12 protein-coding genes are annotated in these 14,751 nt (G+C 69.5%); 10 read left to right on the forward strand and 2 right to left on the reverse strand.

Translation table 11 applies throughout. From position 1 onward, the window contains the following. The first annotated feature begins 81 nt into the window (after positions 1 to 81). From FOZ70_RS27535 to FOZ70_RS27575, 9 genes are all read left to right on the forward strand, one after another. The gene (locus FOZ70_RS27535) at positions 82 to 1,590 is read left to right on the forward strand and encodes an efflux transporter outer membrane subunit (RefSeq protein ID WP_219707248.1); all 1,509 of its coding nucleotides are present in this window, start codon (positions 82 to 84) and stop codon (positions 1,588 to 1,590) included. Next, a complete protein-coding gene (locus FOZ70_RS27540; RefSeq protein ID WP_021163492.1) occupies positions 1,587 to 2,660 on the forward strand; it encodes an efflux RND transporter periplasmic adaptor subunit in 1,074 nt (357 codons plus the stop codon). The genes FOZ70_RS27535 and FOZ70_RS27540 overlap by 4 nt, the downstream gene beginning before the upstream one ends. Beyond that, positions 2,657 to 5,464, forward strand: coding sequence for a ribosome-associated ATPase/putative transporter RbbA (gene rbbA / locus FOZ70_RS27545; protein WP_219707249.1), 2,808 nt, complete (start codon positions 2,657 to 2,659; stop codon positions 5,462 to 5,464). The genes FOZ70_RS27540 and rbbA overlap by 4 nt, the downstream gene beginning before the upstream one ends. A 2-nt stretch (positions 5,465 to 5,466) precedes the next feature. Beyond that, a complete protein-coding gene (locus FOZ70_RS27550) occupies positions 5,467 to 6,591 on the forward strand; it encodes an ABC transporter permease (protein WP_059621620.1) in 1,125 nt (374 codons plus the stop codon). A gap of 183 nt (positions 6,592 to 6,774) precedes the next feature. Beyond that, entirely contained in the window at positions 6,775 to 6,963 is a 189-nt protein-coding gene (locus FOZ70_RS27555; RefSeq protein WP_021163489.1) for a DUF2964 family protein, read from the forward strand. Between the two features lie 28 nt (positions 6,964 to 6,991). Continuing rightward, positions 6,992 to 8,128 carry an ABC transporter permease gene (locus FOZ70_RS27560; protein ID WP_021163488.1) on the forward strand — a complete coding sequence of 379 codons (1,137 nt, stop codon included), beginning with the start codon at positions 6,992 to 6,994 and terminating at the stop codon, positions 8,126 to 8,128. Beyond that, positions 8,125 to 8,829, forward strand: a complete 705-nt coding sequence (locus FOZ70_RS27565; RefSeq protein WP_175851021.1) for an ABC transporter ATP-binding protein — start codon at positions 8,125 to 8,127, stop codon at positions 8,827 to 8,829. The genes FOZ70_RS27560 and FOZ70_RS27565 overlap by 4 nt, the downstream gene beginning before the upstream one ends. Beyond that, positions 8,826 to 9,911 carry a biotin/lipoyl-binding protein gene (locus tag FOZ70_RS27570; RefSeq protein WP_219707250.1) on the forward strand — a complete coding sequence of 362 codons (1,086 nt, stop codon included), beginning with the start codon at positions 8,826 to 8,828 and terminating at the stop codon, positions 9,909 to 9,911. The genes FOZ70_RS27565 and FOZ70_RS27570 overlap by 4 nt, the downstream gene beginning before the upstream one ends. Next, positions 9,889 to 11,364: an efflux transporter outer membrane subunit gene (locus FOZ70_RS27575; protein WP_219707251.1), complete on the forward strand. Its 1,476-nt coding sequence runs from the start codon at positions 9,889 to 9,891 to the stop codon at positions 11,362 to 11,364. The genes FOZ70_RS27570 and FOZ70_RS27575 overlap by 23 nt, the downstream gene beginning before the upstream one ends. 34 nt (positions 11,365 to 11,398) lie before the next feature. Here the strand turns inward: FOZ70_RS27575 and FOZ70_RS27580 are convergent, their stop codons facing one another. Continuing rightward, positions 11,399 to 11,845 carry a hypothetical protein gene (locus FOZ70_RS27580; RefSeq protein WP_060154497.1) on the reverse strand — a complete coding sequence of 149 codons (447 nt, stop codon included), beginning with the start codon at positions 11,843 to 11,845 and terminating at the stop codon, positions 11,399 to 11,401. A 286-nt stretch (positions 11,846 to 12,131) separates the two neighbouring features. On the opposite strand from FOZ70_RS27580, the gene FOZ70_RS27585 reads away from it, so the two are divergent. Then, entirely contained in the window at positions 12,132 to 13,535 is a 1,404-nt protein-coding gene (locus FOZ70_RS27585) for an MBL fold metallo-hydrolase (RefSeq protein ID WP_219707252.1), read from the forward strand. Positions 13,536 to 13,682: 147 nt separating this feature from the next. On the opposite strand, the gene FOZ70_RS27590 is transcribed toward FOZ70_RS27585, so the two are convergent. Continuing rightward, on the reverse strand, positions 13,683 to 14,723 hold the full coding sequence (locus FOZ70_RS27590) for a zinc-dependent alcohol dehydrogenase family protein (RefSeq protein ID WP_021159387.1): 1,041 nt from the start codon (positions 14,721 to 14,723) through the stop codon (positions 13,683 to 13,685). Positions 14,724 to 14,751 lie beyond the last annotated feature (28 nt).

A 14,751-nucleotide genomic window follows, 5' to 3' on the forward strand; every position in this document is an offset into this window, starting at 1 on the left:
ATCGTCGGATATAAGTGAACCCGAAGCGGCGACGCCACGAGGCGGCGCCACCCCGCGTTTCCGTATTCGCCGAGGCTTTCCATGCGCGCCACCGCGCTTCCCGTCGTGTTCCGCACTGCAGCTTCCCGGTACGGGCGTTTCGTTGCGCTCGCAACGAGTATCGGCCTGCTGTCCGGATGCCTGTCGCTCGCCCCGCCGGACCAGCGCCCCGCCGCGCCGATCCCGGCCGCCTTTCCGGATCCGTCGGCCGGCGCCACGCCCGCGGCCGCGCAGGTGCCCGCATGGCAGGACTACTTCGTCGATGCGCGCCTGCGGGCGCTGATCGCGCAGGCGCTGGCCAACAATCGCGACCTGCGCGCGGCCGTCGCGCGCGTCGAACAGGCCCGTGCCGTCTACGGCATCCGCAGCGCGGACCAGTGGCCGACGATCGGCGCCGGCGCGGCCTATGCGCGGTTTCGCGCGCCGGGCGGGCTCCTCACGCCCACCCCGTTCATCGGCCAGGCCTACGAGGTCCGGCTGGCCGAGACGCAATGGGAGCTCGATTTCTGGGGCCGCGTGCGCAACCTGAAGGAAGCGGCGCTGCAGCGCTATCTCGCGAGCGATGCGGCCCGGCGTGCCGCGACGCTGAGCGTGATCACGTCGGTCGCCAACGCGTACCTGACGCTGTGCGAGTACGACGAGCGCATCGCGCTGACCCGTGCGACGATCGACACGCGCCGCGAGTCGCTGCGGATTTTCCGGCTTCGCCATGCGGCCGGCGCGATCTCGCGCCTCGACCTGACGCAGGCCGAGATCCTGCTGCAGCAAGCGGAATCCCTCGGCGCCCAGTTGCAACAGGCGCGCGCATCGGCGGCCGATGCACTGGCCCTGCTGGTCGGTGCGCCGCTGGATCTGGCCGGCACGCCGCTCGCGCTCGACGACGCCGCCGTCGCGCCGTCGCTCGCCCCCGGCCTGCCCTCGTCGCTGCTCACGCAGCGGCCGGACGTGATCGCGGCCGAACACGAACTGCAGGCGTCCCGCGCGAACATCGGCGCGGCGCGCGCCGCGTTCTTTCCGCGCATCGCGCTGACGAGCTCGATCGGCTCGGGCAGCAGCGCGCTGCATGAGTTGCTGACGTCCAGCACCGGCGTCTGGTCGGTGATCCCGAACGTGACGCTGCCGCTGATCGACGGCGGCCGCAACCGCTCGAATCTCGCACTCGCGCACGCGCAGCGCGACGAAGCGCTCGCGCGGTACGAGCGGACGATCCAGAGCGCGTTTCGCGACGTGTCCGATGCGCTTGCGTCCCGCTACTGGCTGGCCGACGAGGTGCGTATCGAGCGCGCCACGCTGGATTCTCAGGCCGAGCGGGCCCGCCTCGCGAAGCTGCGCTACGACAGCGGCGCGACCCGCTTCCTCGAGGTGCTCGACGCGCAGCGGGACCTGATGAACGCGGAGCAGCAATGGGTGATGACGCGTCGCGCGCTGTTGTCGAGCCGCGTCGCGCTGTACGGCGCGCTCGGCGGCGCCACGCAAGACGGCGGCGCGGGCGCCGCGCGACCGACCAACGAATCGACCAACGAATCGACGAATCCGGATTCCACACGATGAAAACCCTCAAGCGCCCTCTTCTGATCGGGGCAGGCGTCGCCGTGCTCGCGATCGGCATCACGTATTTCGGATGGACGCGCTGGCGTGACGGGCAGGCCGATGCCGGCCTCGTGAGCGGCAACGGCCGCATCGAGGCGACCGAGATCGACGTCGCGACCAAACTGCCGGGACGCGTCACCGCGATGCTCGTCGACGAAGGCGACTTCGTGAAGGCCGGGCAGCCGCTCGCGCGCATGGACGTGGTCGTCCTGCAGGCCCAGCTCGACGAGGCGCGCGCCCGGGAGGAGCAGGCCGTGAACACGGCGGCGAGCATCGACGCGCAGGTCGCGCAGCGGCGCAGCGACAAGGCGGCGGCCGAGGCCGTCGTCGTCCAGCGGGAAAGCGAACTGGATGCGGCAACACGGCGGCTCGCGCGCTCCGAAACGCTGTCGCGCGACGGCGCGTCGTCGATGCAGGAACTCGACGACGATCGCGCACGCGCCGGCAGCCTGCGGGCGACCGTGAATGCGGCGCGCGCGCAGGTGCAGGCTGCCCAGGCCGCGATCGACGCGACCCGGGCCCAGCTGGTCGCCGCGCACTCCGCGGTGACGGCCGCGCAGGCGACCGTCGCGCGCGTGCAGGCCGACATCTCGGACAGCGACCTGACCTCGCCGCGCGACGGGCGCGTGCAGTATCGCGTGGCCGAATCGGGCGAGGTGCTGCCGGCCGGCGGCAAGGTGGTCAACGTGGTCGACCTGTCGGACGTCTACATGACGTTCTTCCTGCCCGAGACGGTCGTCGGCCGGGTGCCGCTCGGCGCCGACGTGCGGATCGTGCTCGATGCCGCGCCGGAATACGTGATTCCGGCCCGCGTGTCGTACGTGTCGAGCACCGCGCAGTTCACGCCGAAGACGGTCGAGACGGCCACCGAACGGCAGAAGCTGATGTTCCGGGTGAAGGCGCGCATCGACCGCGACCTGCTGCAGCGCCACCTGAAGCTCGTCAAGACCGGGCTGCCGGGTGTCGCGTGGCTGAAGGTCGATCCGAACGCCGCGTGGCCGGCGCGCCTCGCCGTCCGGGTGCCGCAATGAAATCGGCGCTCCCGGCCGATACCGGTGCCGGCGCGACCGAAACGCCGCCGGCACCCGCGCCGGTCGCGCGGCTGTCCGGCGTCTCGCTGCACTACGGCGACAAGGCCGCGCTCGACGACGTGACGCTCGACATCCCGGCCGGCCGCATGGTCGGGCTGATCGGCCCGGACGGTGTCGGCAAGTCGAGCCTGCTCGCGCTCGTGTCCGGCGCACGCGCGATCCAGCAGGGCCGCGTCTGGGTCCTCGGCGCCGACCTGTCGTCGCGCCGTCATCGCGCGCGCGTGTGCCGGCGCATCGCGTACATGCCGCAAGGCCTGGGCCGGAACCTCTACGCGACGCTGTCCGTCGAGGAAAACCTGCAGTTCTTCGCGCGACTGTTCGGCCACGATGCGGCGGAGCGGCGCCGCCGGATCGACGCGCTCACGCGCAGCACCGGCCTCCACCCGTTCCTGGATCGCCCCGCCGGCAAACTGTCCGGCGGCATGAAGCAGAAGCTCGGCCTGTGCTGCGCGCTGATCCATGATCCCGACCTGCTGATCCTCGACGAACCGACGACCGGCGTCGATCCGCTGTCGCGCGCCCAGTTCTGGGAACTGATCGCGCGCATCCGGGCCGCCCGCCCGGCGATGAGCGTGCTGGTGGCGACCGCGTACATGGACGAAGCCCGGCGCTTCGACCGGCTGATCGCGATGGACGCCGGGCGGGTGCTGGCGACCGGCAGCCCGGACGAGCTGCTGGCCCGCACCGGGTGCGACACGCTCGAAGGCGCATTCGTCGCGTTGCTCCCGGACGCGCAGCGGCGCGGGCACGAGCCGATCCGGATCGCGCCGTTTCAGCCCGAACCCGCCGCCGGCTACGCGATCGAGGCCGACGGGCTGACGATGCGGTTCGGCGATTTCGTCGCGGTCGATCACGTGAGCCTGCAAATCCGCCGCGGCGAGATCTTCGGCTTCCTCGGCTCCAACGGCTGCGGCAAGTCGACGACGATGAAGATGCTCACGGGCCTGTTGCCGGCCTCCGAAGGCACGGCGACGCTGTTCGGCCAGCCGGTCGCGGCCGACGACATCGACACGCGCCGGCGGGTCGGCTACATGTCGCAGGGGTTTTCGCTGTATGGCGAGCTGACCGTCCGGCAGAACCTCGTGCTGCATGCGCGCCTGTTCGGCGTGCCGGAGGCGGACGTGCCGGCGCGGGTCGACGAAATGGCGGGGCGCTTCGGGCTCACCGGCGTACTCGACGCGTTACCCGAAAGCCTGCCGCTCGGCATGCGGCAGCGGCTGTCGCTCGCGGTCGCGATGGTGCACAAGCCCGAACTGCTGATCCTCGACGAGCCGACGTCGGGCGTCGATCCCGTCGCGCGCGACGACTTCTGGCGGCTGATGATCGAGCTCGCCCGGCAGGATCGCGTGACGATCTTCATCTCGACGCACTTCATGAACGAAGCCGAGCGCTGCGATCGCATCTCGCTGATGCACGCGGGCCGGGTACTCGCCAGCGCGTCGCCGGGAGAACTCGTGCGCATGCGCGGCGCCGGCACGCTCGAGGAGGCGTTCATCGCATACCTGACCGACGCGCAGCGTGCGGACAGCGTCCCGATGGACGCCGCGTCCGACGCGGGCTGGCTGAGCGCGCCGCCCGAGGCCTCCGCCAGCGGGGCCGGCACCGCCCGCGCGGCCGCGTGGTTCAGCCCGGCGCGGGCCGGCAGCTACCTGTGGCGGGAAGTGCTGGAGCTGCGGCGCGACCCGCTGCGCGCGACGCTGGCCCTGTTCGGGTCGCTCGTCCTGATGTGCGTCATCAGCATCGGCATCAGCCTCGACGTCGACAACCTGACGTTCGCGGTACTCGACCGCGACCAGTCGATCCTGAGCCAGGACTATGCGCAGAACCTCGGCGGCTCGCGCTACTTCGTGCCGCGCGCGCCGCTCGCGGACGAGCGCGAGATCGACCGCCGCATGCGCAACGGCCAGCTGTCGCTCGCGATCGAGATTCCGCCCGGGTTCGCGCGGGACGTCGCGCACGGCCGACGGGTCGAGATCGGCGCGTGGATCGACGGCGCGATGCCGATGCGCGCCGAGACGATCCGCGGCTACGTCGCCGGCATGCACGAGAACTGGCTGCGCGACCAGGCGAAGCGCCGGCTCGGCGCGTCGCTCGCGCCGGCCGTCGAGATCGCCGTGCGCTATCGCTACAACCCGGACGTCAGGAGCCTGCCGGCGATGATTCCGGCCATCATGCCGATGCTGCTGCTGATGCTGCCCGCGATGCTGACGGCGCTCGCCGTCGTCCGGGAACGGGAGCTCGGGTCGATCGTCAACCTGTACGTCACGCCCGTCACACGCGCGGAATTCCTGCTCGGCAAGCAGGCGCCCTACGTGATGCTCGCGATGCTGAACTTCCTGCTGATGGTCGTGCTGGCCGACGTCGCGTTCGGCGTGCGGATCAAGGGCAGTTTCTTCACGCTCGCGGCCGCGGTGCTGGTCTTCAACGTGGTGGCCACGGGCATCGGCCTGTTCGCGTCGACGTTCACGCGCAGCCAGATCGCCGCGATCTTCATGACGATCGTCGGCACGCTGATTCCCGTCGTGCAGTTCTCGGGGCTGCTCACGCCGCTGTCGTCGCTGGAAGGCGCCGGCAAGTGGATCGGGGCGGTCTACCCGGCCACCTACATGCTCGCGATCAGCCGCGGCGTCTACAACAAGGCGCTCGGCCTGGGCGACCTGTCGTCGCAGTTCTGGCCGCTGCTCGCGGCGGCGCCGGCCATCCTGGCCATGACCGCCGTCCTGCTGCGCAAACAGGAGCGCTGACCATGTCGCGCCTGCTCGTCATCTTCCGGCTCGGGGTCAAGGAGCTCTGGAGCCTCGCCCGCGACCCGATCCTGCTGATGCTGATCGTCTACACGTTCAGCGCGTCGATCTACGTCGCGGCCACCGCGCGCCCGGAAACGCTGCACAAGGTGCCGATCGCGATCGTCGACGAAGACGCATCGCCGCTGTCGGCACGCATCGCGTCGGCGTTCTTCCCGCCGCAGTTCGCACCGCCGCCGATCGTCGACGCGGCCGCGGCCGATCGCGGCCTCGACAACGGCGACTACACGTTCTCGCTCGACATTCCGCCGGATTTCCAGCGCGACGTGCTCGCCGGCCGTCACGCGACGATCCAGCTCAACGTCGACGCGACCCGCATGACGCAGGCCTTTACCGGCGGCGGCTACGTGCAGCAGATCGTGTCGGGCGAGATCGACGCATTCGTGCGGCGCTATCGCGGCACGGCGTCGCCGCCCGTCGATCTCGCGATGCGGATGCGCTTCAACCCGAATCTCGACGAAGTGTGGTTCGGCGCGCTGATGGAGCTGATCAACAACGTGACGATGCTGTCGATGATCCTCACCGGGGCCGCGCTGATCCGCGAACGCGAGCACGGCACGATCGAGCATCTGCTCGTGATGCCGGTCACCGCCGCGGAAATCATGCTCGCGAAGGTCTGGTCGATGGGGCTCGTCGTCACGGTGGCGGCCGTCGCGTCGCTGACGCTGGTCGTGGGCGGAGCGCTGCACGTGCCGATTCCGGGCTCCATCCCGCTGTTCGTGGCCGGGATGGCGCTGCACCTGTTCGCGACGACGTCGATGGGGATCTTTCTCGCGACGCTCGTGCGCAGCATGCCGCAGTTCGGGATGTTGCTCGTGCTCGTGCTGCTGCCGCTGCAACTGCTGTCAGGCGGGCTGACACCGCGCGAGAGCATGCCGCTCGCCGTGCAGGACATCATGCTGGCCGCGCCGACCACGCACTTCGTCGAACTCGCGCAACGCATCCTGTACCGCGGCGCGGGCCTCGATGCGGTCTGGATCCAGTTCGCGGTGCTGTTCGCGATCGGCTGCGCGCTGTTCCTGCTGTCGCTGACCCGCTTTCGCAAGACGATCGCCCAAATGGCGTAACCGGCCCGGCAGGCGGCCAGGCGCCCGCGCGGCGCCCGGATTCGTCCGTTGATACAGATCAACCGTGCCGGCACCCTTCACGCGATCATGACGTCACGTCTTGTGATAGCCGCAGCGGCCGCGATGGCGGCATGTCGGCATCACGCTCACGGGCGGCCGGCGGCCGCCCCGCCGGAGAACGTCATGATGCGCCTGCCAAACCGGATCGTTCTTGCCACGCTCGGCGTGTTCATCGCACTCTCGTCGCTGCTGGGCGTCGTGCACGCGATGCTGGTCGGCGTGCATGTCCTTCCGTACGCGATCCTCGCACTGGTTTCGGGCGTCGCCGCTTTCGTCGCACAATTGGATTCGGCCGCTGGCGAGGATTCGTGATGCGCCCGCATCCCTCGCATTCACCGTCATGAACGGCATCCTCCGCCTCGCGTTCAAGCTGCTCGTGAACGACAGCGCGAAGTTCACCGCGCTGACCGTCGGCATTACGTTCTCCGTGCTGCTGATGATCGAGATGACATCGCTGTTCGCCGGGATCCTGAACAAGTCGTCGGCGTCCGTCATCAACATCGGCGCGAAAGTGTGGGTGATGGACCCGGCCGTGAAGACGATCGCGAACAGCATCGGCATGCCCGACTACGTGCTCGACGTGGTGCGCAGCACCGACGGCGTCAAGTATGCGGTGCCGCTCTACTCCGGCGCCGCGCTCGTGAAGCTGCGCTCCGGCACCTACCAGGCCGTGACGGTCGTCGGCCTCGACGACGCGAGCCTGCTCGGCCGTCCGACGATGCTGCAGGGCCACATCGAGGACATCTACGCGGAGAACGGCTTCATCGCGATCCAGGACCCCGAGTTTCCGAAACTCGAGAATCCGTCGGTCGGCACCGATTTCGAACTGAACGACCATCGCGGCGTGATCGTCGGCATCGCGAAGGTGGCGGCCAGCGGCCTGTTCGGCACGCCGACGCTCTACACCACATACGCCCGCGCGATCCGGTACATTCCGTCGCCGCGCTTCACGACGTCGTACATTCTCGTCGAGCCGAAATCGGCCGCGGACATCGCGCACATCAAGGCCGTCGTGCAATCGCTCGGCTATCGCGCGTACACGCGCGACGAATTCATCGCGCAGATCGCACGCTTCTACAAGTACGAGACCGGGCTGGGCACCAACATCATGCTGATGACGATCATCAGCTTCATCATCGGCCTGTCGATCTCGGGCCAGACGTTCTATGCGTTCATCCTCGAGAACCTCGACAAGTTCGGCGCGCTGAAGGCGATCGGCGCGAAAAGCCGCGAACTCGTCGTGATGATCCTGTTCCAGGCGACGTTCACCGCGCTGACCGGCTACGGCATCGGCGTCGGCCTGTGCGTGCTGATGATCAGCCTCGCGAAGCTGCAGATTCCGGATTACGCGGCGCTCGTCACGTTCGGCAACCTGGCGCTCGCGTTCGGGATGGTGGTCGTGATCGCGACGATCTCGAGCTATCTCGGCGTGCGGCGCGTGCTGCGCATCGAGCCGTTCGACATCTTCCGGGGCTGACGATGGCGAACGTCGCGATCGACGCACGAGGCGTCAGCAAGTGGTTCGGCGAAGGCGACGCGCGCACGCAGGCGTTGCGCGACGTGTCGATGCAGGCGAACTTCGGCGAGATGCTGCTGATCGTCGGGCCGTCCGGCAGCGGCAAGACGACGCTGCTCAGCGTGATCTCGGGCATCCTGCGGCCGGAATCCGGCTCGGTGTCGATCGACGGCGTCGACCTGTGGGCGCAGCCGAACGACGCGATCGCCGATTTCCGGCTGAACCGGATCGGCTTCGTATTCCAGGACTACCACCTGTTCCCGCGGCTCACGACCGTGGAGAACGTCGCGATTCCGCTGATCCTGAAACGCCGCCCGTGGGACGAGGCGATGCACGAAGCGCTCGGTTACCTCGACGTCGTCGGGCTCGGCAATCGCGCGCAACTGCCGCCCGTCAAGCTGTCTGGCGGCGAGCAGCAACGCGTCGCGATCGCGCGCGCGATCGTCAGCCAGCCCGACCTGCTGATCCTCGACGAGCCGACCGCGTCGCTCGACGGCGACACAGGCCGCATGATCATCGACTTCGTCAAGCACCAGGTGCTGAACGACACGCGCTGCATCGTGATCGTCACGCACGATGCGCGGATCTTCGAATACGCGGACCGCATCCTGCGGATGGAGGACGGCAAGCTGAACGGGATCGACCGCGGAGGTGCGCGATGAAGCACCGGCTCGTGTTCGTGGCGGCCCTGCTCGGCTTCCTGGCAAGCGTCGTTGCCGCGTGGGTGTACAGCCGTCAGGAACCGCCGCAGCCACCGGTATTCAAGCCGGCCGCCAATCCGTACCCGCGCGGCGTCTATGCGAACGGCATCGTCGAAAGCGAACAGCCGGCCGGCGCGAACGTGAACGTCTACCCGGACGTGCCGGGCGCGGTGACACGCATCCTCGTGCACGACGGCGATCCGGTGAAAGCCGGCGATGTGCTGCTGACGATCGACGACTCGGTGCAGCGCGCCACCGCCGCGCAGCTCGCGGCACAGGCCGACGCGGCCGACGCCCTGCTCGACGAACTGAAAGCGCAGCCGCGCCGCGAGGTGCTCGACGTGGCCACCGCGCAGACCACGGCTGCCCAGGCCAGCCTGAAGCTCGCGCAGGATCAGTACGACAAGCAGCGGCGCGCATACGACATCGACCCGAAGGCCGTCAGCCGCGATGCGCTCGACACGGCCGCGAACGCGGTACGCGTCGCTGCGGCCAACCTGGACGTCGTGACGCGGCAGTATCGCCTGACGAAAGCCGGCGCGTGGCGTTACGACGTGCGCAACCAGGAAGCGCAGGCCGTCGCGCTGCGGCGCGCGGCCGACGCGGCCGCCGCGCTGCTTGCCCGCTACACGCTGCGCGCGCCGGCGGACGGCACCGTGCTCGCGATGAACGCGGCCGTCGGCTCGTACCTGACCTCGCAGGGGCTCTACGATACCTACACGCAGGGCAACGGGCCCGTCGCGGTGCTCGGCACGCCGGTCGACCGCCTGCAGGTGCGCTGTTACATCGACGAAATCCTGATCCACCAGTTGCCCGACCTGCATGCGCTGAAGGCTCACATGTTCGTGCGCGGTACGTCGGGCGAGGCCGACCTCCAGTTCGTCCGCGTGCAGCCGTACGTCACGCCGAAGATCGAATTGTCCGACCAGCGCACCGAGCGCGTCGACGTGCGGGTGCTGCCGGTCATTTTCCGTATCGTCCCGAACAAGGCCGTCCGGTTGTTTCCCGGGCAGATCGTCGATGTGTACGTGGCCGGAAAATGATCGCCCCGTCCGCGGCCTGCTGCGCGCGGCGGCCCTGCTCGCGGCCGTCGCGCCGCTGGCCGGATGCATGGTCGGGCCCGACTTCACCCGTCCGCCCGCGCCGCATGTCTCGCGTTTCGTCGCCGCGGACGCCGCGACCGGCGCATGGACAGCCGGGGGGCAGACACAGGCGCTGTCGGCGAGCGAGCCGCTCACACGCGACTGGTGGACGCGCTTCGGCAGCCGTGCGATCGACTCGACCGTCGGCGACGCGCTGACCGGCAGCCCGACGCTCGATCTCGCCGAGGCGACGCTGCGGCGCAGCGAACATGCGCTGCGGGCCGGCGAAGGCGTGTTCTTTCCGCAGGCGGATGCCCAGGCCGGCGCGTCGCGCCAGCGCTATGCGCCGCTGCGCACCGGGCAGGGTCTGCCGGCCTCGATCTTCAACCTGTACACGCTGTCGGCGACGGTCAGCTACACGCTCGACCTGTGGGGCGGCGAGCGGCGGCAGGTCGAGGCGCTCACGGCCGGCGTCGACGCACAGCGCCAGGCGCTGGCGGGCGCGTACCTGATGCTGACCGCCAACGTCGTCAACACGATGGTCGCGCGCGCCGCCTATCGGGACGAAACCGCGGCCACGCGCGAGATGATCGGCCTGCTCGACGAGCAGATCCGCCTGACGCGCGCGCAGGTGACGGCCGGCGCGGCGGCCTACGTTGCGGTGCTGACGCTGGAATCGCAACGGGCGTCGCTCGAGGCGACGCTGCCCGCGCTCGACCAGAAACGCGCCCAGGCCGACGACCTGCTCGCGCTGCTCGCCGGCCGCTACCCCGCCGACTGGCAGACACCCGACCTGTCGCTGGAGCGCATCGCGCTGCCGGCCAGCCTGCCGGATACGGCGCCGTCGTCGCTGGTGCGCCGCCGGCCGGACATCCTGCAGGCGGAAGCGCAACTGCACGTGGCCAGTGCGCAGGTCGGCGTCGCGACGGCCGCGCTCTACCCGAATGTCACGCTGTCCGCGTCGGGCGGCTTCGACAGCACCGTCGCTGGCCGGCTGTTCGCGCCGGCCGGCCGCGCATGGAGCGTCGGCGCCGGGCTCACCGCACCGCTCTTTCACGGCGGCACGCTGCTGAACCAGCGGCGTGCGGCGCAGGATGCGTACGACGAAGCCGACGCGACCTACCGGCAAGTGGTGCTGTCGGCGTTCTCGCAGGTCGCCGACGCGCTGCGCGCACTCGCGAACGACGCAACCGCGCTCGATGCGCAGGCCCGCGCGATGGCCGCGGCCCGCGATGCGCTGACGCTCACGCAGGCCGGCTACGACGCGGGGATCTCGGGCTACGTCCAGTTGCTGGTCGCCGACGTGCAATACCACCAGGCACGTCTCGCGTGGCTGCAGGCAGTCGCGCAGCGGCTGCAGGACACGGTCGCGTTCTACGTCGCACTCGGCGGCGGCTGGGGTGACCCGGGCTGAAACGCGGCAGTGCGGTCGTCCGGAGTCCGCCCGTCTACGTGTGCGCCACGATGTCGGGCCGCTGCCAGGGCGGCAACTCGGCCCAGCCGAGCGGGCCGTAGACGGTACCGCCGGCAGCCTCGATCGTCTCGACGAATTCGGCGAGTGTCGCACCGGCCGGCACGGACAGCTTCATCGCGTCGACGAATTCCTCGCTGCGCAGCCACGGCACCGCGCCGCCGTTGATCTGCTCGACGCTCCAGTCCTGCCCGTGGCGCCCGGCTTCGGGCGGCAGCAGGCGCGGCGCGTCGAACGCCACGCGCAGCAGCTGGGTGCGCGAATCGCTGTAAGGCGGTTGCGCGACGTCCTGATAGGGCACGTCGGCCCAGCTTTGGCCGCATTGCAGGTCGAGCGGCAGGCACGTAAACCATGCCCAGGGCGCGCGGACGAAGCACAGCCGGTAGCCGGTCCGCGCGCCGTCCAGATTGGCGATCAGCGTCATGATGGATTCGTCCCTATCGCGTCGAAATCTCGCTGCTTATGGAGTACGGCATATACGCGGCCCGGGCGGAGAGCAGGATCACGACATCGCCTCCGCGCATGCGACCACTATCGCGCCACCGTCCGGCCCGGGCGTTGATTGACGTCAAGCCGCAGCCGCAACGGCCGGGGGACGAGCCTCGCCCGCCCCGGGCACGGATACGGCAATCCCTGATTTCCATCAATCGCTTCACGCGCATCCGCGCTGTAATCGGTTCACTGCTCCCTCGACTCCCGGTGAGGCATCCATGAAACTGACTTTTCTCGGCGCGACCGAAACCGTGACCGGCTCGAAGTACCTGCTCGAGCACGGCAACCGGCGCGTGCTGGTCGATTGCGGCCTGTTCCAGGGCACGAAGAACCTGCGGCTGCGCAACTGGAGGCCGTTGCCGCTCGCGCCCGACACGCTCGACGCGGTCGTGCTCACGCACGCGCATATCGACCATGCCGGCTACCTTCCGGTACTGGCGCGCGAAGGGTACCGCGGGCCCGTGTACTGCACGGCCGCGACGGCCGAACTCTGCGACATCATGCTGCGCGACAGCGCGCGGCTGCAGGAAGAAGAAGCCGACTTCGCGAACCGCCACGGCTACTCGAAGCATCACCCCGCACAGCCGCTCTACACGCTGGAAGATGCGCAGCGCGCGCTGCAACTGCTGAAGCCCGTCGCGTTCGACGAATGCACCGCACTGGGCGGCGGCCTGGCGTTCCGCCTGCTGCCGGCCGGGCACATCCTCGGTGCGGCGAGCGTCGTGATGCACTGGAATCACAAGGTGCTCGCGTTCTCCGGCGACCTCGGCCGCTATCACGACCCGATCATGCAGCCGCCGCTGGCGCCCGCGCATGCGGACTTCCTGGTCGTCGAATCGACGTACGGCGATCGCCTGCATCCGGAATCGGACCCCGAGAACGAACTGGCCGCGCTGTTCGACAAGACTTTCGCGCGCGGCGGCGTCGTGGTGATGCCCTGCTTCACCGTCGGGCGCGCGCAGGAAATCCTGCACTACATCGCGCGGCTGAAGGCGTCCGGCCGCATGGCGCGCGTCCCGGTATATCTCGACAGCCCGATGGCGACGGACGTGACCGAGATCTATCGTCACCATATTCTCGAGCACCGGCTGACGCCGTCCGAAGCGAATGCGCTCGGTCACGCGGCCACGATGATCCGGTCGGTCGAGCAGTCGAAAGCGATCGCCGACCATCATGGCCCGATGGTCATCATCGCCGGCAGCGGGATGGCGACGGGCGGCCGCGTGCTGCATCACCTGAGCCGCTATGCGCCCGATGCGCGCAACACGATCGCGCTGGTCGGCTACCAGGCGGCCGGCACACGCGGCGCGGCGCTGGCCGCACACGAGCCGACGCTGAAGATTCACGGCGAATACGTGCGCGTGCGCGCGCAGGTCGAGTCGATCACGACGCTCTCCGCGCATGCCGACTACGAGGAGATTCTCCGCTGGCTCGGCACGATGCAACGCGCGCCGGTGCGGACCTTCGTCACGCACGGCGAACCCGCGGCGGCCGATGCGCTGCGGCGGCGTATCGCGGAACGACTGCACTGGCCGTGCGAGGTGCCGACTTACGCGCAGTGCGTCGATCTCGATGCGGTCGAATCGGGCGACGCGCACGAGCCGGCCACGCTTTCATCCTGACGGCGACGCCGGCGACGCCCGGGCCGGCGCGGCGGGAACCGGACGTCGCGCACCGTGTCGCGTGCACGCACGGCACGGCACGGCACGGCACGGCACGGCACGGCACGGCGCGGTGCGGCGCCGCTATCGGCTATCGGCTATCGGCGATCAACCGACTTCGATGATGACCTTCAGCGCATGGGTTTGCGCCGCGCGGCCGAAGGTGTCGTATGCGCGCTCGACGTCGTCGAGCGAGAACCGGTGCGTGATCAGGCGCGTCGGATCGAGGCGCCCGGCGCGTACCGTCTTCAGCAGCATCGGCGTGCTGACCGTGTCGACGAGCCGCGTCGTGATCGAGATATTGCGATCCCACAGTTTCTCGAGGTGCAGATCGGCCTTGACCCCGTGCACGCCGACGTTCGCGACCACGCCGCCCGGCGCCACCAGCGAGGTGCACATCTCGAACGTCGCCGGAATGCCGACCGCCTCGATCGCGCAATCCACGCCGACGCCGTCGGTCAGCTTCATGACCTCCGCCACCGGGTCGACGGTGCGGCCGTCGATGCAATCGGTCGCGCCGAAACGCCGCGCGACCTCGAGCCGGTTGCTGTCCGGGTCGACCATGATGATCCGCGCGGGCGAGTAGAACTGCGCGGTCAGCAACGCCGCGAGCCCGATCGGGCCCGCGCCGACGATCGCGACCGAGCAGCCGGGCTGCACCTTGCCGTTCAGCACGCCGCATTCGAACCCGGTCGGCAGGATGTCGGACAGCATCACGAGCGCGTCCTCGTCCGCGCCCGGCGGAATCCGGTACAGGCTCGTCTGCGCATGCGGGATGCGCACGTACTCGGCCTGCGTGCCGTCGATCCGGTTGCCGAGGATCCAGCCGCCCGTCGTGCAGTGCGAATACAGGCCGCGCCGGCAGTACTCGCAGCGGCCGCACGACGAGATGCACGAAATGAGCACGGGATCGCCCGGCTTCAGCGAATCGACCGCGGCGCCGACCTGCTCGACGATGCCGACGCCCTCATGGCCGAGAATGCGGCCGGGTTCGCACGTCGGCACGTCGCCCTTGAGAATATGCAGATCGGTTCCGCAGATCGTCGTGCGCGTCACGCGGACGATCGCGTCGGTGGGCGACTGCAGTTCCGGCCTGGGCCGTTCCTCGAGCGCCTTGCGCCCGGGTCCGTGGTAGACGAGTGCTTTCATCGCGGTTCCTCCATCGAAAGAAAGGGTT

This window comes from Burkholderia sp. COPS, from assembly GCF_019425585.1.
GTDB classification, from domain to species: domain Bacteria; phylum Pseudomonadota; class Gammaproteobacteria; order Burkholderiales; family Burkholderiaceae; genus Burkholderia; species Burkholderia cepacia.